Source organism: Actinosynnema sp. NPDC050801, from assembly GCF_040673975.1.
Lineage (GTDB): Bacteria > Actinomycetota > Actinomycetes > Mycobacteriales > Pseudonocardiaceae > Actinosynnema.
Window position 1 is genome coordinate 65,782 of record NZ_JBFAQZ010000025.1, and the last position, 22,295, is coordinate 88,076.

21 protein-coding genes are annotated in these 22,295 nt (G+C 71.9%); 11 read left to right on the top strand and 10 right to left on the bottom strand.

The annotated features are described in order from the left end of the window. The first annotated feature begins 24 nt into the window (after positions 1 to 24). Positions 25 to 867: an anti-sigma-D factor RsdA gene (locus AB0K14_RS35010; RefSeq protein WP_360464415.1), complete on the top strand. Its 843-nt coding sequence runs from the start codon at positions 25 to 27 to the stop codon at positions 865 to 867. Between the two features lie 62 nt (positions 868 to 929). On the opposite strand, the gene AB0K14_RS35015 is transcribed toward AB0K14_RS35010, so the two are convergent. Beyond that, positions 930 to 1,373: a DUF5319 domain-containing protein gene (locus tag AB0K14_RS35015; protein ID WP_360464412.1), complete on the bottom strand. Its 444-nt coding sequence runs from the start codon at positions 1,371 to 1,373 to the stop codon at positions 930 to 932. 65 nt (positions 1,374 to 1,438) lie between these two features. Between AB0K14_RS35015 and guaB the strand changes: the two genes are divergently transcribed. The 5 genes from guaB (at position 1,439) to AB0K14_RS35040 (ending at position 8,294) form a co-directional block, all read left to right on the top strand. Then, positions 1,439 to 2,950, top strand: coding sequence for an IMP dehydrogenase (gene guaB, locus AB0K14_RS35020; RefSeq protein WP_360464410.1), 1,512 nt, complete (start codon positions 1,439 to 1,441; stop codon positions 2,948 to 2,950). Between the two features lie 78 nt (positions 2,951 to 3,028). Further along, positions 3,029 to 4,162, top strand: coding sequence for a GuaB3 family IMP dehydrogenase-related protein (locus tag AB0K14_RS35025; protein ID WP_360464408.1), 1,134 nt, complete (start codon positions 3,029 to 3,031; stop codon positions 4,160 to 4,162). Positions 4,163 to 4,272: 110 nt separating this feature from the next. Then, positions 4,273 to 5,991, top strand: coding sequence for a GMC family oxidoreductase (locus AB0K14_RS35030; RefSeq protein WP_360464405.1), 1,719 nt, complete (start codon positions 4,273 to 4,275; stop codon positions 5,989 to 5,991). 19 nt (positions 5,992 to 6,010) lie between these two features. Beyond that, positions 6,011 to 6,970, top strand: coding sequence for an MBL fold metallo-hydrolase (locus tag AB0K14_RS35035; RefSeq protein WP_360464403.1), 960 nt, complete (start codon positions 6,011 to 6,013; stop codon positions 6,968 to 6,970). A gap of 13 nt (positions 6,971 to 6,983) precedes the next feature. Next, positions 6,984 to 8,294, top strand: coding sequence for an FAD-dependent monooxygenase (locus tag AB0K14_RS35040; protein WP_360464400.1), 1,311 nt, complete (start codon positions 6,984 to 6,986; stop codon positions 8,292 to 8,294). Here AB0K14_RS35040 and AB0K14_RS35045 read toward each other — a convergent pair. Together AB0K14_RS35045 and AB0K14_RS35050 are read right to left on the bottom strand one after the other, a co-directional pair. Further along, positions 8,269 to 9,606 carry a cytochrome P450 gene (locus tag AB0K14_RS35045; RefSeq protein ID WP_360464397.1) on the bottom strand — a complete coding sequence of 446 codons (1,338 nt, stop codon included), beginning with the start codon at positions 9,604 to 9,606 and terminating at the stop codon, positions 8,269 to 8,271. The genes AB0K14_RS35040 and AB0K14_RS35045 overlap by 26 nt on opposite strands. Further along, complete coding sequence (locus tag AB0K14_RS35050) at positions 9,603 to 10,394, bottom strand: SDR family NAD(P)-dependent oxidoreductase (protein WP_360464394.1); 792 nt, start codon at positions 10,392 to 10,394, stop codon at positions 9,603 to 9,605. Before AB0K14_RS35050 ends, AB0K14_RS35045 begins: the two co-directional genes overlap by 4 nt. 77 nt (positions 10,395 to 10,471) lie before the next feature. Here AB0K14_RS35050 and AB0K14_RS35055 point away from each other — a divergent pair, with 77 nt between their 5' ends. Continuing rightward, complete coding sequence (locus AB0K14_RS35055; protein ID WP_360464391.1) at positions 10,472 to 11,026, top strand: TetR family transcriptional regulator; 555 nt, start codon at positions 10,472 to 10,474, stop codon at positions 11,024 to 11,026. Here AB0K14_RS35055 and AB0K14_RS35060 read toward each other — a convergent pair. Both AB0K14_RS35060 and AB0K14_RS35065 read right to left on the bottom strand, forming a co-directional pair. After that, positions 11,016 to 12,461: an aldehyde dehydrogenase family protein gene (locus AB0K14_RS35060; RefSeq protein WP_360464388.1), complete on the bottom strand. Its 1,446-nt coding sequence runs from the start codon at positions 12,459 to 12,461 to the stop codon at positions 11,016 to 11,018. The two genes, AB0K14_RS35055 and AB0K14_RS35060, sit on opposite strands and share 11 nt — an antisense overlap. A 99-nt stretch (positions 12,462 to 12,560) precedes the next feature. Further along, positions 12,561 to 13,277, bottom strand: a complete 717-nt coding sequence (locus tag AB0K14_RS35065) for a phosphotransferase (RefSeq protein ID WP_360464385.1) — start codon at positions 13,275 to 13,277, stop codon at positions 12,561 to 12,563. A gap of 51 nt (positions 13,278 to 13,328) precedes the next feature. Between AB0K14_RS35065 and guaA the strand changes: the two genes are divergently transcribed. Then, a complete protein-coding gene (guaA, locus tag AB0K14_RS35070) occupies positions 13,329 to 14,888 on the top strand; it encodes a glutamine-hydrolyzing GMP synthase (protein WP_360464382.1) in 1,560 nt (519 codons plus the stop codon). Between the two features lie 73 nt (positions 14,889 to 14,961). Here guaA and AB0K14_RS35075 read toward each other — a convergent pair whose 3' ends face one another. Next, positions 14,962 to 15,165: a hypothetical protein gene (locus AB0K14_RS35075; protein WP_360464379.1), complete on the bottom strand. Its 204-nt coding sequence runs from the start codon at positions 15,163 to 15,165 to the stop codon at positions 14,962 to 14,964. Beyond that, the gene (locus AB0K14_RS35080) at positions 15,158 to 16,429 is read right to left on the bottom strand and encodes a PspC domain-containing protein (RefSeq protein ID WP_360464376.1); all 1,272 of its coding nucleotides are present in this window, start codon (positions 16,427 to 16,429) and stop codon (positions 15,158 to 15,160) included. The genes AB0K14_RS35075 and AB0K14_RS35080 overlap by 8 nt, the downstream gene beginning before the upstream one ends. A 110-nt stretch (positions 16,430 to 16,539) precedes the next feature. Here AB0K14_RS35080 and AB0K14_RS35085 point away from each other — a divergent pair, with 110 nt between their 5' ends. Together AB0K14_RS35085 and AB0K14_RS35090 are read left to right on the top strand one after the other, a co-directional pair. Then, entirely contained in the window at positions 16,540 to 17,778 is a 1,239-nt protein-coding gene (locus AB0K14_RS35085) for a PspC domain-containing protein (protein ID WP_360464373.1), read from the top strand. Beyond that, a complete protein-coding gene (locus AB0K14_RS35090) occupies positions 17,775 to 18,425 on the top strand; it encodes a response regulator transcription factor (protein ID WP_230572391.1) in 651 nt (216 codons plus the stop codon). Before AB0K14_RS35085 ends, AB0K14_RS35090 begins: the two co-directional genes overlap by 4 nt. On the opposite strand, the gene AB0K14_RS35095 is transcribed toward AB0K14_RS35090, so the two are convergent. The 3 genes from AB0K14_RS35095 to AB0K14_RS35105 form a co-directional block, all read right to left on the bottom strand. Beyond that, entirely contained in the window at positions 18,422 to 19,732 is a 1,311-nt protein-coding gene (locus AB0K14_RS35095) for a serine/threonine-protein kinase (RefSeq protein WP_360464370.1), read from the bottom strand. The two genes, AB0K14_RS35090 and AB0K14_RS35095, sit on opposite strands and share 4 nt — an antisense overlap. 23 nt (positions 19,733 to 19,755) lie before the next feature. Then, positions 19,756 to 20,166, bottom strand: coding sequence for an SsgA family sporulation/cell division regulator (locus tag AB0K14_RS35100; protein ID WP_360464368.1), 411 nt, complete (start codon positions 20,164 to 20,166; stop codon positions 19,756 to 19,758). Between the two features lie 217 nt (positions 20,167 to 20,383). Continuing rightward, entirely contained in the window at positions 20,384 to 21,274 is an 891-nt protein-coding gene (locus tag AB0K14_RS35105; RefSeq protein ID WP_360464419.1) for a DMT family transporter, read from the bottom strand. Between the two features lie 109 nt (positions 21,275 to 21,383). On the opposite strand from AB0K14_RS35105, the gene AB0K14_RS35110 reads away from it, so the two are divergent. Beyond that, the gene (locus tag AB0K14_RS35110) at positions 21,384 to 22,277 is read left to right on the top strand and encodes a LysR family transcriptional regulator (protein ID WP_360464365.1); all 894 of its coding nucleotides are present in this window, start codon (positions 21,384 to 21,386) and stop codon (positions 22,275 to 22,277) included. Positions 22,278 to 22,295: the final 18 nt, after the last annotated feature.

Here is a 22,295-nt window from a genome sequence, read left to right on the forward strand (position 1 = left end):
CCGCCGCAGTCTGAAGACACCCTGGTGGACGACACAGGGGTGCGGCCGGAGGACGACCTCGCGGGCATCCGAGCTGACGACGCGCTGCTGGACGCGCTGGGTGGGCGTGACGGCGAGCCGTCCGAGTCGCTCGTGGACGACGAGCTGAACGCGCTGCTGCTGGCCTGGCGGCACGAGGTCGACAGCCCCCCGATGGGCGAGTTGGTCGACACCGAGACCGCGGTGGCCACGATCGCCGCCGCCCGCCCCCAGCCGCAGGGCAGGCACCGCTTCCTCATCCCCCTCGCGACCGCCGCCGCGGTGCTGGCGATCGCGTTCACCGGGATGAGCCTGGTCGCGCGGGACGCCCAGCCGGGCGACGCGCTCTGGGGCCTGACCAGGGTCCTCTACTCCGAGCACGCGCGGTCGGTGGAAGCCGCCGTCGCGGTTCGCGACGACCTCGACACCGCCCGTGCCGCACTGCGCGACGGCCGGTACAGCGAGGCGCGCGACGCGCTGATCGCGGCGGGCGAGATCCTGCCGTCGGTCTCGCCGGACGACGGCAAGGACGACCTGGCCCAGAAGCACGAGTCGCTCCTCCAGGAGCTGACCAGCACCACGCCGTCGCCGAACACGCCGACGACCGTCGACCCGTCCACGACGCACGCGTTGCCGTCGACCTCGGCCAGCGTGCCGTCGCCCACGTTGTCGACGACGCCGGAGCCGACCACGACGACCGTGCCGACGACCACCACGACGACGGTCCCGACCACGGACGGCACGGCGCAGCCGCCGCCGCCCACCTCGGGGGAGTCGCCGGCCGGCGAGACCCGGGGCGAGTCGGTCCCGGACACCTCCGACGGCAGCCGGCAGACGCCGGAGAACTGACGCCGCCGAACGCGCGTGTGACGAAGCCCGCCCTCGTACCGGGGGCGGGCTTCGTCACATCTTCAGCGGGCGCTCTCGGTCGCGGTGACCCCGTCGGCGTAGCCGCGGCAGTACTCCCAGCTGACGTAGGCCGCCGGGTCCGGGTCGTACGCGGGCTCGTGCGGGCGCATCCGGCCGTCGGACAGCAGCTGCTCCAGGCTCGACCGCAGCAGCGCCCAGTCGTGGTAGTGCGGCTCCTCGCACTCGCCGCAGTCCACCACGATCCCTCTGACACCACGGGGATCCAGGAGGGCCTGGTACACGGCGAGGTCGCTGAGGTCGCCGATCAGCTCGGCCCGCTCGGCGTCGTCCATCGGCGGGTGGTCGTGGTCGGGTTCGCCGAGCACCCGGGCCGGGTCCTCCGGGTCGCCCGCGAACGGGTCTGGTGGCAACGCGTCGTGCGGCACGACCCCGCACGGTACCGGGCGGACCCCCGACCACGTCCAGATACCATGACCTGAACCCATCGCCGCTGCGTGGAACCGATTCGCGGCGGCGGGATCGCCGCACGACGGAAGGCAAGCCAGCCGCCATGACCAGCGAGCTCAACGCTGACGGAGTCCCGCCCAAGTTCGCCATGCTGGGACTGACCTTCGACGACGTACTGCTGCTGCCCGCCGAGTCCGAGATCGTGCCGAGCGGCGTGGACACCAGCACCAAGCTCTCGCGCAACATCACCCTGCGCGTCCCGCTGGCCTCGGCCGCGATGGACACCGTGACCGAGGGGCGGATGGCCATCTCGATGGCCCGCCAGGGTGGCATCGGTGTGCTGCACCGCAACCTGTCGCTGGAGGAGCAGGCCCGCCAGGTCGAGACCGTGAAGCGGTCCGAGGCGGGCATGGTGAGCGACCCCGTCACGTGCACCCCGGACGACACGATCCGCCACGTGGACGAGCTGTGCGCGCGCTACCGGATCTCCGGTGTGCCGGTCACCGACACCAGCGGCAAGCTCGTCGGCATCATCACCAACCGCGACATGCGGTTCGAGGTCGACCACTCGCGCAAGGTCAGCGAGGTGATGACGAAGGGCCCGCTGGTCACCGCCCAGGTCGGTGTGTCCGCGGAGGCCGCGCTGGGCCTGCTGCGCAGGCACAAGGTGGAGAAGCTGCCGATCGTGGACGGTGACGGCAAGCTGCGCGGCCTGATCACGGTCAAGGACTTCGTCAAGACCGAGCAGTACCCGAACGCCTCGAAGGACCCGGACGGCAGGCTGCTGTGCGCCGCCGCGATCGGCGTCGGCGAGGACAGCTTCGCGCGGGCGATGGCGCTGGCCGAGGCAGGCGTCGACGTGATCATGGTCGACACCGCGCACGGCCACCAGCGCAACGTGCTGGAGATGGTCGCCCGGGTGAAGAAGGAGCTGGGCGAGGAGGTCGACGTGGTCGGCGGCAACGTCGCCACCCGCGCGGGCGCCCAGGCGCTGGTGGACGCGGGCGCGGACGGCGTGAAGGTCGGCGTCGGCCCCGGCTCGATCTGCACCACGCGCGTGGTCGCGGGCGTCGGCGTGCCGCAGATCACCGCGATCTACGAGGCCGGCCTGGCCTGCGCGCCCGCGGGCGTGCCGGTGATCGGCGACGGCGGCATCCAGTACTCGGGCGACATCGCCAAGGCCATCGCGGCCGGTGCGAGCGCGGTCATGCTCGGCAGCCTGCTGGCGGGCACGGCCGAGGCGCCGGGCGAGCTGGTGCTGGTCAACGGCAAGCAGTTCAAGACCTACCGGGGCATGGGCTCGCTGGCCGCGCTCCAGGGCCGCGGCGAGGGCAAGTCGTACTCGAAGGACCGCTACTTCCAGGACGACGTGCTGTCCGAGGACAAGCTGGTGCCCGAGGGCATCGAGGGCCGCACGCCGTTCCGCGGGCCCTTGTCGACGGTGGTGCACCAGCTGGTGGGCGGCCTGCGCGCGGCCATGGGGTACACCGGCTCCAGGTCCGTCGCCGACCTCCAGCAGAAGCAGCTGGTGCGGATCACGGCGGCCGGGCTCAAGGAGAGCCACCCGCACGACATCACCATGACCGTCGAAGCACCGAACTACACGACCCGCTGAATCGGATCGTCCTGGGCTAGTGTTCCCAGGTTCCGCCGGCAACCCCAGGTTCATCAGCTCCACGGAAGGACGACAAAGGTGCGCGATCTGGTCGAGATCGGCATGGGCCGGACCGCGAGGCGGGCCTACGAGCTGGACGACCTCGAGATCATCCCGTCCCGGAGGACCCGGTCCTCGAAGGACGTCTCGACGGCGTGGCAGATCGACGCCTACCGGTTCGAGATCCCGCTGATCACCCACCCGACGGACGCGATCGTGTCGCCGGGCACGGCGGTCGCGATCGGCGAGCTTGGCGGGTTGGGCGTCCTCAACGCGGAGGGCCTGTGGGCTCGGCACGGTGACGTGGAAGAGGCCCTGTTCCGGCTGGTGCAGGCCGTGGAGGACACCGACGACCCGGCCGCGCCGGTCCGGGTGCTCCAGGAGCTGCACGCCGAGCCGGTGCGGATGGACCTGATCGCCGAGGCCATCAAGCAGGTGCGCGAGTCCGGCGTCACGGTCGCGGTGCGGGTCAGCCCGCAGCGGGCGGCCGAGCTGACCCCGGACCTGCTGGCGGCCGGCGTGGAGATCCTGGTCGTGCAGGGCACGATCATCTCCGCCGAGCACGTCTCCCGCGACGGCGAGCCGCTGAACCTGAAGTCGTTCATCGCGGACCTCGACATCCCGGTGGTCGCGGGTGGCGTCGGCGACTACCGGACCGCGATGCACCTGATGCGCACGGGCGCGGCGGGCGTGATCGTCGGCTACGGCTACACGCCGGGCGTGACCACGACCGACTCGGTGCTCGGCATCGGCGTGCCGATGGCCACCGCCATCGCCGACGCCGCCGCGGCCCGACGGGACTACCTGGACGAGACCGGTGGCCGGTACGTGCACGTGATCGCCGACGGCGGCGCGCTGACCAGCGGTGACATCGCGAAGTCGATCGCCTGCGGCGCGGACGCGGTGATGCTGGGCGAGCCGCTGGCGGCGGCGTCCGAGGCGCCGGGCCAGGGCCTGTACTGGACCGCCGCGTCGGCCCACCCGTCGGTGCCCCGCAGCCACGTGTCGACCGGCGTGGACCAGGTCGTGGACCTGCGCAAGCTGCTGTTCGGCCCGTCGGTCGACCCGCGCGGCGTGACGAACCTGTTCGGCTCGCTGCGCCGGGCGATGGCCAAGACCGGCTACTCGGACCTGAAGGAGTTCCAGAAGGTCGGCCTCACCATCAGGGGCTAGCAGGCACCCGATCAAGCCCCTGCTCCAGGCGGGGGCTTTTTCGCGCTCTCCGACGCCCCGGCGGAACGAGCACTAGCCTGTTACCGGAAGTTACGCCTAATCTGCCAGGCATGGGTGAACTCGCCGGTAACAACACCGACTACGACGTCGTGGTGGTGGGGTCGGGCTTCGGCGGCAGCGTCGCCGCGCTCCGGCTCACCGAGAAGGGCTACCGGGTGGCCGTCATCGAGGCCGGCCGCCGGTTCGCCGACGACGAGTTCGCCGAGACGTCCTGGGACCTGCGGCGCTACCTGTGGGCCCCGGCGCTGGGCTGCTACGGCATCCAGCGCATCCACGCCCTGCGCAGCGTGATGATCCTGGCCGGGTCGGGCGTCGGCGGCGGGTCGCTGGTGTACGCGAACACGCTCTACCGGCCGCTCAAGCCGTTCTACTCCGACCGGCAGTGGGCGCACATCACCGACTGGGAGGCCGAGCTCGCCCCGTTCTACGACCAGGCGAGCCGGATGCTGGGCGTGGTGGAGAACCCGACCACCACGCCGTCGGACGTGGTGATGCAACGCGTCGCCGAGGACATGGGCGTCGCCGACAGCTACCACCCGACACCGGTCGGCGTGTTCTTCGGCGAGCCGGGCAAGCGCGCCGAGGACCCGTACTTCGGCGGCGCGGGCCCGAGCCGGACCGGCTGCACGCAGTGCGGCGCGTGCATGTCCGGCTGCCGGGTCGGCGCGAAGAACACCCTGGTCAAGAACTACCTCTACCTGGCCGAGCGCAACGGCGCGCGGGTGCTGCCGCTGACCACCGTCACCGACCTGCGCCAGGCGCCGGACGGCACGTGGGCGGTCGGCACCCGGCGGACCGGCGGCAAGCTGCGCAAGGGCCGTCGCACGATCACCGCGGGCCAGGTCGTGCTGGCCGCGGGCACGTGGGGCACCCAGCAGCTGCTGCACCGGATGAAGGCCGACGGCGCGCTGCCGCGGCTCTCGCCCAAGCTCGGCGAGCTGACCAGGACGAACTCCGAGTCGATCATCGGCGCGGCCCGGTTCACCGTGGACGAGGAGCGCAACTTCAGCCAGGGCGTGGCGATCACGTCGTCCATCCACCCGGACGAGCAGACCCACATCGAGCCGGTGCGCTACGGCAAGGGCAGCAACGCCATGGGGCTGCTCCAGACGCTGGCCACCGACGGCGCGAAGTCCACGCCGCGCATCCTGCAGTTCCTGTCCCAGGCGGTCCGCCACCCGCTGCGGCTGGCCCGGCTCATGTCGGTGCACCGGTGGAGCGAGCGGACGGTGATCCTGCTGGTGATGCAGAGCCTGGACAACTCCATCACCACGTTCACCAAGAAGGGCCTGTTCGGCCGCAAGCTCACCTCGAAGCAGGGGCACGGCCAGCCGAACCCGACGTTCATCGAGGCCGGTCACGAGGCGAACGTGCGCGCGGCCGAGCACATCGACGGCATCCCGGGCGGCACCTGGGGCGAGCTGTTCAACATCCCCCTGACCGCGCACTTCATCGGCGGCTGCCCGATCGGCTCCGACCCGGAGAGCGGCGTCATCGACCCCTACCACCGGGTCTACGGCTACCCGGGCCTGTCCGTGGTGGACGGCGCGGCGATCTCGGCGAACCTGGGCGTGAACCCGTCGCTCACCATCACCGCGCAGGCCGAGCGCGCGTTCTCGGTGTGGCCCAACAAGGGCGAGCCGGACCGGCGCCCGGAGCAGGCCGCGGGCTACCGGCGGGTCGCACCGGTGGCGCCGAAGAACCCCGCCGTCCCGGCCGAGGCGCCCGGCGCGCTGCGGCTGCCGATCGTGGAGGTCAAGTCGACCTGATCGCCCTATGGTGGGTCGTGTGGCCACGAAGCCGTTCGCGTCCAGCGCCGACCTCGAACCCCGGGACGAGCGGTTCGTCGAACTCGCCGACGGCGTCTACACCCTCACCGCCGGAGGCGACCCGAACGTCGGCGCGATCGAGGGCGAGGACTTCCTGGTCTGCATCGAGGCCCGCGCCACGCCGAAGGCCGCCCGCCGCTGGCTCGACCTGCTCCGCGAGCGCACCGACAAACCCGTCCGCCACCTGGTGCTGAGCCACTACCACGCGGTCCGCACGCTGGGTGCGAGCGCGTTCGACGCCGCCGAGGTCATCGCGCACGAGAACACCAGGGCGTTGATCGCCGAACGCGGCAGGCAGGACTGGCTCAGCGAGTACGGCCGGATGCCCCGGCTGTTCGAGGAGCCCGCGGGCATCCCCGGCCTCACCTGGCCGACGGTCACGTTCTCCGACCGCCTCACCATCCCGCTCGGCGGTGACCGGGGCGAGGTGGAGCTGCGCTTCTGCGGCCGCGGCCACACCGCGGGCGACATCGTGGCCTGGCTGCCGCACCAGCGCATCCTGTTCGCCGGTGACCTGGTCGAATCGCGGGCCGCCCTCTACACCGGCGACGCGTTCCACGACGAGTGGGCCACGTCGACGCTGGACCGGGTCGCCGCCCTGGGCGCCGAGCAGCTCGTCGGCGGACGCGGCGCGCCCGCCCGCGACCGGACCGAGGTCGACGCGGCCATCGCCCAGTCGCGGCACTTCCTGGACGAGCTGCGCCGCACCGTCGGCACGGTGCACATGAGCGGCGGCACGGTGAAGGACGCGTTCGAGGCCGCGCACGGCGCCCTGGCACCGCGCTACGGCGGCTGGCCGATCTTCGAGCACTGCCTCCCGTTCGACGTGCAGCGGTACTGGGACGAGTGCGACGGCGTGGACTGGCCCCGGATCTGGACCGCCGAGCGGGACCGCGAGGTGTGGGCGGCCCTGCAATGACCTCGGCCGAGCGATGACACCGGTGCTGGTGGTCGGCGCGGGTCCGGTGGGCCTGACCGCCGCGCTCCTGCTGGCCCGCGCGGGCGTGCCGACGACCGTCCTGGAAGCCTCCGCCCGCCCCGAAGCGATCGGCAGCCGTTCCCTCTGCGTCCACCGGGACGTGCTGAACATCCTCGAACGCGTCGGCGTCGGCCAAGCCGTCGTGGACGCGGGCGTCACCTGGTACCGGGGCCGGACCTACTACCGCGACCGCGAGGTGCTCACCCTCGAACTCCCGCACGCCGAAGGCGGCTTCCCGCCCTTCGTCAACACCCCCCAAACGACCGTGGAACGCATACTGCACGCGAAAGCCCTGGCCAACCCCCTTGTCGACCTCCGCTACGGCCACCGGGTCGAGCGCGTCCGGACCGACCCGATCACCGTCCACACCACCCGCGGCACCTTCGAGGGCACGCACTGCGTCGCCGCCGACGGCGCCCACTCCACCGTCCGCGACCTGCTCGGCATCCCGTTCGAGGGCTACTCGTCCACCGACCGGTTCGTCATCGCCGACGTCCGGGTCGACCTGGGCCACCCCGAGCCGGAGCGGCGGTTCCACTTCGACCCGCCGCTGCTGGGTCTCCTGGGCATCCCCGGCCGCCAGGTCCTCGTGCACCCGCAACCCGACGGCGTCCACCGCATCGACTGGCAGGTGCCCGAGGGCTTCGAACTCACCGCGGACCACATCCGGGCCGTCACCGGCGACCGCCCGTACGAGGTGCTCTGGCAGTCCACCTACCGCTTCCACCAACGCCGGGCGACGAGCTTCCGCGTCGGCGACCTCCTGCTGGCGGGCGACGCCGCGCACGTGATGAGCCCGTTCGGCGCCAGGGGCCTGAACTCGGGGATCTGCGACGCCGACAACGCCGCGTGGAAGATCGCCCTCGACCGGGCGGGCGACGCGGGCCCGCACCTCCTCGACTCCTACCACCGGGAACGCGCCGCCGCCGCGGACGAGAACCTCCGCGTCACCGGTGCCACCATGCGCTTCCTGGTGCCGCGAACCGAGGCCGAACGCGCGTACCGCCACCACGTCCTGGCGAACGGCCTGACCGACCGGATCGACTCCGGCAAGCTCTTCGAGCCCTTCGCCTACCGCGACTCGCCCCTGACCACCAACGGCGACGGCGAACTCCGCCCCGACAGCCACCGCTACGGCCCCGGCTTCACCGTCGAGGGCGACGCCCTGGTCCGCCCCGACGGTCACACCGCCGCGGTGGCCACCGACCTCACCGAAGCCCTCCGCCGCGCCAAGGGCTTCACCGCCGCCGAGGCGTCACCGTGAACCCCGCCGGCTTCAACGTCAGCATCTCCGCCACCCGCAACCGGTAGTCGTCCGACGCCGCCAGGTCGTACCGCCGCAGCACCGTGGCCAGCGCCAACGTCGCCTCGTGCACCGCGAACTGCCGTCCGATGCAAGCCCGCTCCCCGGTCCCGAACGGCTTGTACACGTGCGCCGGCCGCGCCTTCACCCGCGCCGGCTCGAACCGGTCCGGGTCGAACTCCTCCGGCGACGCCCACACCGACGGATCCCGGTGCACCAGCGGCAGCAGCACCAACGCCCACTGCCCGGCCCGCATCGGGTACCGCCCGCCGAGCACGGTGTCCGACCGCGCCTCCCGCGCGAACCCCGGCGCCGTCGGCCACAGCCGCAGCGCCTCGTCCAGCACCCGCCGCACGTACCGCAGCTTCGTGACCTGCTCGAACTCCGGGACGTCCGCCGAGCCCCACACCGCGTCGATCTCGGCGCGCGCCTTCTCGACCACCTCGGGGTGCCGCGACAGGTAGTACAGCGCGAACGACAGCGCACCGGACGTCGTCTCGTGGCCCGCGATCAGGAAGGTGATCACCTGGTTGCGGATGTTCACCTCGTCCAGCCCGCCCGAGGACAGCATCAACCCGAGCAGGTCCGACCCGCCCGAGCCCCGCCGCGCCCGGACCACCTCGTCCACCACCTCGGCCAGGTAGGCCAGGTCGCGCTGGTAGCGCTCCTCCGCCGCACGTCCGAACAGCCTGCCCACCAGCGGCAGCACGAAGTTCTTGCGCTGCGCGTACCGCAACGAGCCGATCATCGCCCGCACGAACGGGTGGGTCTCGGTCCGGGAGAACGACTCGAACGAGTACCCGAACCCGACCCGCCCGATGGTCTCCAGCGTCAGCTTGGTCATGTCGGCGGAGACGTCGACGGTCCCACCCCGGTCCCACCGCTCGACCAGCTGCGCGGTCACGTCCACCATCGTCGGGTGGTAGGCGCGCATGGCGCTCTGCGTGAACGCCGGCAGCAGCACGTCGTGCGCCGCCTTCCAGTTCGGCTCCTCGTTGTACGCGGTGAACAGCCCGTCACCGCCCACGTCCCGCAACGCCTCCACGCCCAGCGCCAGGTGCTTGGCGAACCGCGACTCGTCGGCCAGCTCCGCGGCCAACCCGGCGCCGCCCACGAACACGATCTCCTGGTCCAGGAACCGCCGGGTGAAGATGGGCCCGAGCTCCCGCCCCAACCGCATCGTGTCCTGCACCGGCGTGCGCGGGTTGGTGCCGAGCACGTCACCCAGGAACGGCACCCGCCACTTCGGGTGCGGGATCACGGCGCCGGTCATCGCTTCCCCCGGTTCGCCGCGCTCATCCGCCGCATCACCTCGTCGTTCGACAGCCTGCGCTGCAACCCCGACGAGAACGCCGGGAACGCGCCACCGAGCACGCCGGCCGCCCGCAGCTCCGGCGGAGCCACGTTCACCTCCGCCCGGTCGTCCTCGATCGCCTTCACCACCCCGGCCGCGACCTGCTCCGGTGACACGGTCCGCATCCCGGCCGGCGGCTTCGCGCCCGTGTCGGCGAACATCCCGGCGTCCCGCACGAACCCGGGCTGCACGATCGACACGCCCACCCCGGTGCCGTGCAGCTCCTCCCGCAACCCCAGCGCGAAGCCGCGCAGCCCGAACTTCGTCGCGTTGTAGAGCGAGGCGTAGGCCGACGCCACCTTGCCCGCCAACGACCCGATGAGCACCACGTGCCCGCGCCCCGCCGCCACCATCGACGGCACCAGCACCCGGGCCAACTCGATCGGCGCCTCCAGGTTCACCGCCAGCGCTCGCTTCACCTGCTCCGCGGTGAAGTCCGCCAGCGCCCCGTTGGCCGGCAGTGCCGCGTTGGCGACCAGCACGTCCACCGCCCCGACCTCGGCGGCCAACCGCGCCACCCCGTCCGGATCGGCCAGGTCGGCCGCCACGGCGCGCCCACCGACCTGCTCGGCCAGCCGCTCGAGCTCGGCGACCTTCCGCCCGGTCAGCACCACCTTCGCCCCACGTCCGGCCAACTCGCGCGCGATGGAGTGCCCGATCCCTCCCGTCGCGCCGGTCACCAACACGGTCGATCCCGAGACCCGCATGTGCCCTCCGATACTGTTCGTTCGAACGAACAGTATCGCGGATCAACCCACACGTCCCATGGCGGAGAATGAACGACATGACGACCAGGCAGCGGATCATCGGGGCCGTGCTGCGGATCATCGGTGACGACGGTGTCGCGGGCGTGACCAACCGGCGCATCGCGCAGGAGGCGGGCGTCTCGCTCGGTTCCGTCACCTACCACTTCGCCACCCAGCAGGACCTGCTGCGGGAGAGCCTGCGGCACTTCGTCACCGAGGAGACCAGGCGCTTCGGCGAACTGGCGACCCAGAACGACACCGAGTGCGCCGACCTGGCCCAGGTGGTCGAGATCGTCGGCCAGGTCGCCGAGGCGACCGGCACCGACAGCGAGCGGATCGCGCCCTACGAGCTCTACCTGCACGCCGGCCGCGACCCGGAACTGCGCGCCGCCGCCGCCGAGTGCTTCGCGGCCTACGACAAGCTCGCCGAGACGGTCCTGGCGTCCATCGGGGTGAAGGACGCCGACCAGGTCGCCAGTGCCGTGGTCGGCATGGTGATGGGCCTCAAACTGCGCGCCCTCGCCACCGGCTCCGGCACCGAGGACCTGGTCAACGGCCTGCTGATGCTCGCCAGGGGTGCTCTCAAAGAGTGACGCCGGTGAGCACCAGCGTGCGCTCCTCGGTGAAGTCCTCCATCGCCGACCGCACCCCTTCCCGCCCGGTGCCCGACCCCTTCACCCCGCCGTAGGGCATCTGGTCGGCCCGGTAGGACGGCACGTCGCCGATGATCACCCCACCGACCTCCAACTCCGCCGCCGCCTCGAACGCCACCGTGACGTCACGCGTGAAGACACCGGCCTGCAACCCGTACTCCGTCGCGTTGGCCTGCTCGAAGGCCTCCGCCACCGAGTCGACCACGGCCACCGCCAGCACCGGCCCGAACACCTCCTGGTGCCACAACCTCGCCTCCACCGGCACGTCCTGCACCACGGTGGGCTCCACCGACGTCCCCGACCGCCCGCCACCGACGTGCAGCACGCCGCCGCCCGCCACCGCTTCCGCCACCCACTCCTCGACCCGCCGCGCGTTGTCCTCGTCGATCAACGGCCCGACCTCCACCTCGGGGTCGTGCGGGTCTCCGGTCTTCAACCCCCGCACCGCCTCCACCAGCTTCGGCACGAACTCCGCGGCCACGTCCCGGTGCACCAGCACCCGCTGCACCGCGATGCACGACTGCCCGCCCTGGTAGTTGCCGAACGTGGCGATCCTCGACGCCGCGAAGTCCAGGTCGGTCCAGTCCGGGCACACGATCGCCGCCGAGTTGGACCCCAGCTCCATCACCACGTGCTTGCGCGGCGCGGAGTCCATCAGGGACCAGCCCACCGCGGTCGACCCGGTGAACGAGATGACGGGCAACCGCTCGTCCGTGACCAGCGCCTTCATGTCCGACCCGCGCACCGGCAGCACGGAGAACGCGCCCTCGGGCAAGTCCGTCTCCGCCAGCAGCTCGCCCAACAACAACGCCGACAACGGCGTCGCCGACGCGGGCTTCACGATCACCGGCGCACCCACCGCCAACGCCGGCGCCACCTTGTGCGCCACCAGGTTCAGCGGGAAGTTGAACGGCGCCACGGCCAGCACGGGCCCACGCGGCACCCGCCGAACCACCGCCAACCGCCCCTCACCGTTCACGTCCGTGTCCAACCGCTGGAGGTCACCGGTGAACCGCCGCGCCTCCTCGGCCGCGAACCGGAACGTGTTCACCGCCCGCTGCACCTCGACCTCGGCCCACTTCAACGGCTTGCCGTTCTCCGCCGTGATCGTCTCCGCGATCTCCTCGGCCCGCTCGGCCAACCCCTGGGAAACCCGCGACAACGCCGCCGCCCGCACGTGCGCGGGCATCCGCCGGAACTCCTTCGCCACCCCCGCCGCCGCGGCCACGGCCCGCTCCACCTGCTCCGGCCCGGGCACCGCCACCGACGCCACCTCGGTCCCGTCGAACGGGTGGTGGACCACAGTGGCTGAGACGCCCTGCTCGGCGTGACCAGCAATCCAACAGGGCCGTGGCTGAGGCGTGAACGCGTCCATGACCGACACCGTATTCCCGACCCACCGCCTTCGACCTATTGATCTTCGAACACCCCACCCCAACGGACCACCCCGACCCCCGACGGCCCACCGCCACCCTCACAGGTCCAGGAAGTGCTCCCGTACGTACTCGACGTGCCCCAGGTAGTAGGCGTCGTGCCCCTCCTCCCGCTGCCGCCGGAACTCGGGCCGCTCCCGGATCATCGCCACCATGTCGTCCAACCGGGCCAGCACCCGCCGGCCCATCCCGGCCACCGGCAGCCCGTACGCCGCGCAGAACACCCCGGCCCGCCGCCGCTGCTCCTCCACCGCCCCGAACTCCGGCGAGAACGGCACCAGGCAGTACGCCGTGTACGCCACGTCCCACCACCGGGGCCCGGGCCGGGCACCGTCGAAGTCGAACACCCCGGCCGGCGCCCCGTCCCGGAACACCATGTTGTAGGGCGCGAGATCGTTGTGACAGATCACCTCGACGGGTGAGATCGCCGGGAACTGCCACCCGTCCACCCCGACCGCCCCCACCACCGCGGCCGACGCGTCGTGCAACCGCCGCACCATCCGCGCCACCGCCACCAGCACCGCGTCCGACCGCAACTCCTCGCCCAGCGGCGGGTGGCCCACCTCACCCTCCAGGTACGACAGCACCTCCCGTCCCTTCTCGTCGATGCCGTGCACCGCCGGCGAAATGCCAAGCGGCGCAAGGTGTTCCAACAGGCGGTGCACGTTCGGTGTCCACGGACCGGTCGGCCTCCGCACCGTCGACCCGACCCGCACGACCTCGTTCAGCCCGCCTCCGGTGAGCGCTTCCTCCTGCACGCATGACATCCTTCACCTGCGCGGATCCGCCAGACGAGAGGTTTTTCCCCAGTGGCCGAGAGCAGCAACCGCCCTGTGCTGGTAGTCGACTTCGGCGCGCAGTACGCGCAGCTGATCGCCCGGCGGGTCCGGGAGGCGCAGGTCTACTCGGAAGTCGTCCCGCACACCACCCCGGTGGCGGAACTGCTGGAACGCGACCCCGCCGCCATCGTGCTGTCCGGCGGTCCGTCGAGCGTCTACGAGCCGGGTGCGCCCCAAGTCGACCCGAAGCTGTTCGACATGAACGTCCCCGTCTTCGGCATCTGCTACGGCTTCCAGGCCATGGCGGGCGCCCTCGGCGGCACGGTCGAGCACACCGGCACCCGCGAGTACGGCCGCACCGAACTCGGCGTCCAGTCCGCCGGCGGCCTGCTGCACGAGGAGCTGCCCGCCAACCACCCGGTGTGGATGAGCCACGGCGACTGCGTCACCAAGGCGCCCGAGGGCTTCACGGTCACCGCGACCAGCGAGGGCGCCCCGGTGGCCGCGTTCGAGGACACCGAACGCCGCTTCGCCGGTGTCCAGTACCACCCCGAGGTCGGGCACTCCCCGCACGGCCAGGAGGTGCTGCGCCGGTTCCTGCACGAGATCGCGGGCATCCGGCCGCAGTGGACGACGTCCTCGATCGTGGACGAGCAGGTGGCCCTCATCCGCGCGCAGGTCGGCGACGGCAAGGCGATCTGCGGCCTGTCCGGCGGCGTCGACTCCGCCGTGGCCGCCGCGCTCGTCCAGCGCGCCATCGGTGACCGCCTGACCTGCGTCTTCGTCGACCACGGCCTGTTGCGCGCGGGTGAACGGGCACAGGTCGAGCGCGACTTCGTCGCCGCGACCGGTGTCAACCTCGTCACCGTCGACGCCCGCGAGCGGTTCCTCGACGCGCTCAAGGGCGTCACCGACCCCGAGCAGAAGCGCAAGATCATCGGCCGCGAGTTCATCCGGGTCTTCGAGCAGGCCGAGCGCGACCTCAAGGCCGAGGGCGACTACGGGTTCCTGGTCCAGGGCACGCTCTACCCGGACGTGGTCGAGTCCGGTGGCGGCGCGGGCGCGGCCAACATCAAGAGCCACCACAACGTCGGCGGGCTCCCCGACGACCTCCAGTTCACGCTGGTCGAACCCCTCCGCGCGCTCTTCAAGGACGAGGTCCGCCGCGTCGGCACCGAACTGGGCCTGCCCGAGACGATCGTGCAGCGCCAGCCGTTCCCCGGCCCCGGCCTGGGCATCCGGATCATCGGCGAGGTCAACCAGGAACGCCTGGACGTCCTGCGCAAGGCCGACGCGATCGCCCGCGAGGAGCTGACCGCCGCGGGCCTGGACCGCCAGATCTGGCAGTGCCCGGTGGTGCTGCTGGCCGACGTGCGCAGCGTGGGCGTGCAGGGCGACGGCCGCACGTACGGCCACCCGGTGGTCCTGCGCCCGGTGTCCAGCGAGGACGCCATGACCGCGGACTGGACCCGCCTGCCGTACGAGGTGCTGGAGCGGATCTCGACCCGCATCACCAACGAGGTGAACGAGGTCAACCGCGTGGTCCTGGACGTGACGAGCAAGCCGCCGGGCACGATCGAGTGGGAATGACAGCTGAGCACGAGTGAAAGGCCCGTCCTCCTGGACGGGCCTTTCACTCTTCTTCCCCCGAAGTTCCCCCGCGCTACCGACGTCGCCGAGCAGACCCCGCCAGCAACCCCAACCCGATCACCATCGCCCCTCCCGCCAACGCCCACCTCAGGTCGAGGAAGGCCGGCCAGGACGCGCCGTCGGAGAGCATGTACGCGGCCGCGACCAGGGCCGCGACCCCGAACACCAACCCCACCACGTCGACACCGCGCTTCTCGATCTGGTCCTGGTCAGCCACGACTCACCTCCACCTGTCCGACTTCGCTCCGCACGTCCAGCTCGATCTTCAACCCGCCCTCGCCGTCGGCCCCGTTGTCGGTGACCTCCTGGTGCGCGCCCCTGCCGTCGGACGTCTGCCCGAGGCACTGCACGTCGCCCACGTCGGCCCGGCAGGTGACCACGACGTCCGCGTTCGCGGGCACCCGGACGTGCGCGTTGCCCAGTCCGACCTCGACCTCGGTCCGCACGGACCCCGAGTTCGGCAGGGCGGTCAGGTCCAGCTGCACCTCGCCGATGCCGGTGGCGTACCGGGAGTCGACCTGCTCCACCGTCGTCGGCCGGTCCTGGTAGCTGCCGACCCGGTCCGAGTCGATCCCGTCGAAGTCGATCGAGGTGATCGCCACCCCGATCACCGACAGCGGCACGACCAGCCAGATCAGCCCGCGGCCGCCACCGCGGAACGCCCCGAGCACCATCCCGCCGCCCAGCACCGCGACCAGCAGGCCGAGGATGTGCCCGGCGTCGAACCAGTCCGAGTACGCGGACGACACCAACGACCCGGCCAGCACCACCATGGCGACCCCGAACGTCGCCACCCCCACCCGCGACCTGGGACGACGCGCCGGCGCCGAGGTGGTCGTCGTGGCCGGCGCGGCCGGCTCCGACGTACCCGGCTCGGGCAGGTCCCACGCGAACGGCGCCGCGCCCAGCGGATCCCAAGCCGGCGGCGTCACCCGGTCGGTCGTGTGCTCGTCAGCCGACACCGTGGCCCTCACCCCTTCTTCCCCCGGACCCGCACCGACACCTGCACCCACACCCACGGGCTCACCGAAGCCCGTGACCACCTCCGGCCGGTTCAGGTGCCCCCGACCGCGGTGCAACAGGTAGATCGACCCCACCGACAGCAGCACCCCACCGACCATGGTGAAGCCGCCGTCCACGAAGAAACCGGTCGCCGGCACCACCGCGAGCCCCAGCAGCACCGTCAACGCCGTGGGCGTCGAGCTGCGGCCCCGCCCGATCAGCGACTCCGCCGCCGACACCTCGTCGTCGGCCTGCGCGAGCCACAACCAGCCCAGCAGGTAGACGAGCACCCCGGCGCCGTTGCACAGCGCCATGGCCACGAACGCCACCCGGACGATCACCGGGTCGATCTGGTACCGCTGGGCGATACCGGCGGCGACACCGGCGATCTTGCGACCGTCGTGAGGCCGCCTGGGCCGAGTGGCCCAGAAGTCCTTCAGCGTCTCTTCGACGCTGGCTGCGCTGATGCTCCCGCTCACAACGACAAGCTTGCTCAAACCGGGCCGCCCGCACATCGGGGGGCCACCCTGAACCGCGCATCGGGTGGAACCCTGATGACCGGCCCCGACGCGCGTGTGACCATCAACGGGTGAGTGTGGAGACGAAGGCCGTCGAGCCGGTGCGCCGCAGGCGGACCGGGCGGGTGGTCGCGGGCGTGGCCGGAGGTGTCGCCGACCACCTCGGCATCGAGGTGTTCTGGGTGCGGGCGGCGTTCGCCGCGCTGACCGCGCTCAACGGCGTCGGCGTGATCGCGTACGGCCTGCTGTGGCTGTTCGTGCCGCAACGCGCGGCCGGCGAGCCGGAGCAGCCGTCGAACCCGAGGGAACGCCAGCAGGCGCTCGGCCTCGTCGCCCTCGGCATCGCCGCGGCCGTGCTCGCCGGCCTGTTCTCCGGCCCGGTCAGCGGCTGGATCGCCGGGCCGCTCGCGGTGGCCCTGGTCGGCGCGGCCGTCGTCTGGCGCGAGGCGGACGAGGCGCAGCGCCGCCGTTGGCGGGCCGGCGCGAAGTCCGGCATCTTCGGCGGCACGGGCCGCAGCACGATCGTGCGCGTGCTCGCGGGCGTCGCGCTGGTCGCGATCGGCATCGGCGTGCTGCTGGTCAACAGCTACGGCATCGACCAGCTGCGGTTCGCGCTGCTGGCCGTGGTCGCCACGCTGGGCGGTGTCGCGGTGCTCACCGTGCCGCTGTGGATCAAGCTGATCAACGACCTGGGCGAGGAGCGCCGGGTCCGCATCCGCACCGAGGAACGCGCCGAGATCGCCGCCCACCTGCACGACTCCGTGCTCCAGACCCTCGCCCTGATCCAGAAGCAGGCCGAGCAGCCGCGCGAGGTCAAGCGCCTGGCCCGCGGCCAGGAGCGGCAGCTGCGGGAGTGGCTGTACGGGCGGGTGGTGGAGGACAACAACGAGCCGACCACCGTGTCCGCCGCGATCGCCAAGGCCTCGGGCGAGGTGGAGGACAGCTTCGCGCTGGCCGTGCAGCAGGTCGTGGTCGGCGACTGCGTCCTCGACCCGAACCTGTACGCGCTCGTGCAGGCCTCACGGGAGGCGATGGTCAACGCGGCCAAGCACGCGGGCGTCGGCGAGATCAGCGTGTACGGCGAAGTCGAGCCCGAACGGGTGACGGTGTTCGTCCGGGACCGGGGCAAGGGCTTCGACCCGGAGACCGTGCCGGAGGACCGGCATGGCCTTGCGGACTCGATTGGGGGGAGGATGGACCGGCACGGCGGCGAAGTCCGGATCCGCACCCGACTGGGTGAGGGCACGGAGGTGCAGCTGATGATGCCGAGGAAAACCGCAGACAAGCGAGAGACGGGGGCCAGGACATGACCGTTCGGGTGTTCCTGGTGGACGACCACGCGTTGTTCCGCGCCGGGGTGCGGGCCGAGCTGGACTCGATCACCGACGAGGTCGAGGTCGTCGGCGAGGCCGGTTCGGTCGGCGAGGCGGTCGCGGGCATCGGGCACCACCGCCCGGACGTGGTGCTGCTCGACGTCCACATGCCCGACGGCGGTGGCGCGGAGGTGCTGCGGCAGGTGCGCACGGCGTTGCCGGAGGTGGTGTTCCTGGCGCTGTCGGTGTCCGACGCCGCCGAGGACGTCATCGCGGTCATCCGCGCCGGTGCGCGCGGGTACGTGACGAAGACCATCTCCAGCCAGGAGCTGGTGCGCGCGGTGGTGCGCGTGTCGGAGGGCGACGCGGTGTTCAGCCCGCGGCTGGCCGGGTTCGTGCTGGACGCGTTCGCCGACCGACCGGGCGCGGCGCCGATCAGCGACCCGGAGCTGGACCTGCTGACCCCGCGCGAGCGCGACGTGCTGCGGCTGCTGGCGCGTGGTTACGCGTACAAGGAGATCGCGTCGGAGCTGTTCATCTCGGTGAAGACGGTCGAGACCCACGTGTCGAGCGTGCTGCGCAAGACCCAGCTGTCGAACCGCTACGAGCTGTCGCGCTGGGCGTCGGACCGCCGCCTGGTCTAGGGGTCGAGCCGGCCCGACCGGACGATCAGCAGCCTGCCCTCGGTGTGCTCCAGCACGAGCTGGTAGCGCTCGGTCGTCTCGGCGCCCGCCTGGATGAACGTCACCTGCACGTCCACCAGGAACCGGCTGGGCGACACGGCCACGGCCTGGATCCCCTCCGCCCGCACCTCGTCGTACTGGCCCCAGGTCTGCTGGTAGTCCGCGAACGTGGGCCGGAAGACCGTGGCGAGGTTCCGGTACGCGACGTCGGGGTTCTCGGGCAGGGCCTCGTAGTGCCCGCGCACGAGCTCTGCCGCGTCCTGCTGCGTGTACGCGGGCTGCTGCGGCGCTACTTGGTACGTCGTCGTCCACGGGTGGAGGTAGACGGCGGCGGCTCCAGCGGCGACCAGCAGCACGGCCGCCACGATGGCGGGCACGAGCCAACGGCGCCGCGCACGTGCCGCGGTCGGCTCGGCCGGCGGGTCGGCGGGCTCCGCCGCGGTCGGCTCGGCCAGCAGGTCGACGGCCTCCGCCGCGGTCGGCCGGACTTGCGGGCCGGTGTCGAGCATCCTGGTCAGCAGGGCGGTGAGTTCACCCGAACGGGTCGGGGGCTCCACCTTGCCCGCAGCGGCGCGGTAGAGGAGGCCGAAGCTGTTGTCGCTGGTCCCGTACGGCGACTGGCCCTCGATCGCCGCGTACAGCGTCGCGCCCAGCGAGAACACGTCCGACGCCTGGGACGGCTGCTCGCCCCTCGCCACCTCGGGCGCCAGGTACGCCGGGGTGCCGGTGATCATGCCGCTGTCGGTGAGCGTGCCGTCACCCGCCGCACGTGAGATGCCGAAATCCGTCAACTTCACCGAGCCGTCGTGCCCGATCAGCACGTTCGACGGCTTCACGTCCCGGTGCACGATGCCCGCCGCGTGGGCCGCGGCCAGTGCGGCCGCCACCCGACCGCCGATCCGGGCCGCCTCGTCCGGGCTCACCCTGCCCCGTTCGGCCAGCAGCCCGGCCAGGCTGCGCGAGGGCAGGTACTCCATGACCAGCCAGGGCCGGTCGTCTTCCACCACCACGTCGAACACGGAGATCGCGTCGGGGTGTTGCAGCCGCGCCGCGTTGCGCGCCTCGCGCATCGCCCGCGCCCTGGCCACCTCGACCTCGGCGGCCGTCAGGTCGGGCCACCGCAGCTGCTTGACCGCCACCTCGCGGTCCAGCAGCTCGTCCCGCGCCCGCCAGACGACGCCCATCGCGCCGCTGCCGATCCGCTCGACCAGCGCGTACCGACCGCCGACCGTCCCGATCCCTGTTCCTGTCCCCCCGGACTCCGCCACGCCAAGCAGGTTAGGCGATGACGTCAGTTGGTCGAGACCAACTTGGCCAGCTCGCGGTCGAAGTCGATCCACAGGTCCTCCTCGCCGGGCTGGACCACGTCGTAGGTGAGGTCCAGGAACTCGGCGATGTCCTCGGCGTCGGCCGACAGGATCGCGAAGCCCGTGGGTGCGTTCAGCTCGACCAGCACCCGCTCCGGGTCGTCGGCGGCCGGCCGGACCAGGATGTCGCCCTCGCCGGACGAGGTCAGCAGGCCGTCCGCGAGCAGGTCGCGCGCGAAGATCCACTCGACCTTGCCCTGTCCGGTGTGGAAGAGCACGGCTACCGCGTACGGGTCCTCCGGTTCGTAGTGGAGCTCGGCCTCCACCGGCGCCGGGGCCACGCCCGGGACGAGGAGGTGGAACGTCGTCGTGATGGTGATGCTCTCGTTGCTCATGTCCTGTGGGTTCCCTTCCGGAGTCGTCCCTTTCAAGTGAGGAGACGTCCGACAGGGCGAATCGGGACGTGGTTCGCCTGAACACCACGCGATCGGGGGAGACCTGGGTCTCAAGTCCACCCGTTTGCCCAGGAGCGGTGTCTCAGTTGGCCGCAGGGGCCGTCACGCCGCCGGCCCCGCACCGCTGTACCGACGAGTAACACTGCGTTATCGCAGGTCACTTGTGCGTAGTCACCGGCTCCTCGACGAGCGGCACGATCGCCGTCGCGGGCTGCTTGCGGGTCAGCGCGACGCCGACGAGGACCACCACCATGCCGATCACGACCCGGAAGTTGAGCGCTTCGCCGAGGAACACCGCGCCCAGCAGCACCGAGACCACGGGCAGCAGGTAGCCGACCATCGTGGCGTTGGTCGCGCCCTCGTCCTCGATGACGCGGTAGTTCAGCACGAACGCCACGCCCGTCCCGAACACGCCCAGGATCGCCACGGCCACCAGCGGCTGCCACGACAGGTGGACCGGCTGCAACCCCGCCACCGGCACGACCACCGCCGTCATGCCCGCCGCGGCCACCAGCTGCGACGAGGAGATCTGCATCGGGGTCAGGCCGCGCCCGGACACCTTGCGGCCGATGTAGGCGTAGCTGACCGCGTAGGACGCCGCGGCGGCCAGGCACGCGAGCGCGCCCCAGCTGGCCAGCCCGGCCTGCTGCCACGGGGCGAAGATGAGCAGGACGCCGGCGAAACCGAGCGCCAGGCCGGCGAACCGCGCCGCGTTGCGCTGCCGCTCCGTGCCCATGACCAGGCCGATGCCCAGCGCCCACAGCGGCGTGGTGGCGTTGAGCACACCGGCGACACCGGAGTCCACCGTCTGCTCACCCAGTGCGAACAAGGCGAACGGCACCGCGCTGCCGAAGAACGCGGCGAAGCCGAGGTGCAGCCAGGACGTCCTGTCCCGCGGCAGCCGCTGCCTGCTCCAGTAGACGAGCGCGACCAGCACCAGCGCGCCGAGGGCGGTGCGGGTGAGCGTGATCTGGATCGGCGAGAGGCCGGTGAGCGCGATCTTGATCCACAGGAAGCTGGAACCCCAGAGCAGGGCCAGGACACCCATCCTGATCAGCGTGCCAGGCTTGTTCACCAGGCCACTTTGCGGGATCGCGAAGCATCAGCACAAGTGAATAGAACTGCACGAGCCTTAAGCTCAGCTGTAGTGTTGCGGCATGTTGGACGTGCGACGCATGCAGGTGCTCCGGGCCGTGGTGACCACCGGCTCCATCACCGCCGCGGCGGTCAACCTCGGGTACACGCCCTCGGCCGTCAGCCAGCAGGTCTCGGCCCTGGAGAAGCAGGCCGGCCTGCCGCTGCTGGACCGGGTCGGGCGGGGCGTGCGGCCGACGCACGCGGGTCGGCTGCTCACCGAGCACGCCGCGCACATCACCGACCGGCTGGTCGAGGCCGAGGCGGCGCTCGCGGACCTGCGCGCGGGCCGCACCGGGCGGCTGCGGGTGCGCTACTTCGCCACCGCGGGCGCGGCCCTCGTGCCGCCCGCCGTGGCCCTGTTCCGAGCCAAGCACGCCGAGGTCCAGCTCGACCTGAAGCTCACCGAGCCGGACGACCCGGTGGTCGAGGTGGAGGCGGGTCGGGCCGACGTGGCCATCGTGGTGCACCACCGGGACAGCGAGCCGCCGCGCGGCGTGCGCCTCGTGCACCTGCTGGACGACCGGTACCTGGCCGTGCTGCCGCGCGGCCACGAGCTGACCCGCAAGCGGGTGCTCGACCTCGCCGACCTGGCCGAGGAGCAGTGGGTGGACGCCGTGACGCCGCCCGGGCCGTGCCGGGACATCGTGCTCGACGCCTGCGCGGCCGCCGGGTTCGCGCCCAACGTCGTGGTGGAGGCCGACGACTACCCGACCGCGCAGGGGTTCGTCGCGGCCGGGCTGGGCGTCACCATCGTGCCCAAGCTCGGCCTCGGGGTGGTCAACCCCGGCGTGGTGATCCGCAAGCTGCGCCACCCGGAGCCGACCAGGACCATCTGCGCCGCGATCCGCGAGGACGGCCTGCGCTCACCCGCCGTGGTGAGCCTGCTGGAGGCGCTGAAGGCCTCCGCCGGCTGACCGGGACCCGCCGGGCGG

Coding starts and splice junctions, on each gene's coding strand:
- AB0K14_RS35030 (WP_360464405.1), top strand. CDS start 4,273: ATGGGTGAACTCGCCGGTAACAACACCGACTACGACGTCGTGGTGGTG.
- AB0K14_RS35060 (WP_360464388.1), bottom strand. CDS start 12,461: ATGGACGCGTTCACGCCTCAGCCACGGCCCTGTTGGATTGCTGGTCAC.
- AB0K14_RS35040 (WP_360464400.1), top strand. CDS start 6,984: ATGACACCGGTGCTGGTGGTCGGCGCGGGTCCGGTGGGCCTGACCGCC.
- AB0K14_RS35110 (WP_360464365.1), top strand. CDS start 21,384: ATGTTGGACGTGCGACGCATGCAGGTGCTCCGGGCCGTGGTGACCACC.
- AB0K14_RS35050 (WP_360464394.1), bottom strand. CDS start 10,394: ATGCGGGTCTCGGGATCGACCGTGTTGGTGACCGGCGCGACGGGAGGG.
- AB0K14_RS35105 (WP_360464419.1), bottom strand. CDS start 21,274: ATGGGTGTCCTGGCCCTGCTCTGGGGTTCCAGCTTCCTGTGGATCAAG.
- AB0K14_RS35015 (WP_360464412.1), bottom strand. CDS start 1,373: ATGGGTTCAGGTCATGGTATCTGGACGTGGTCGGGGGTCCGCCCGGTA.
- guaB (WP_360464410.1), top strand. CDS start 1,439: ATGACCAGCGAGCTCAACGCTGACGGAGTCCCGCCCAAGTTCGCCATG.
- AB0K14_RS35090 (WP_230572391.1), top strand. CDS start 17,775: ATGACCGTTCGGGTGTTCCTGGTGGACGACCACGCGTTGTTCCGCGCC.
- AB0K14_RS35045 (WP_360464397.1), bottom strand. CDS start 9,606: ATGACCGGCGCCGTGATCCCGCACCCGAAGTGGCGGGTGCCGTTCCTG.
- AB0K14_RS35100 (WP_360464368.1), bottom strand. CDS start 20,166: ATGAGCAACGAGAGCATCACCATCACGACGACGTTCCACCTCCTCGTC.
- AB0K14_RS35055 (WP_360464391.1), top strand. CDS start 10,472: ATGACGACCAGGCAGCGGATCATCGGGGCCGTGCTGCGGATCATCGGT.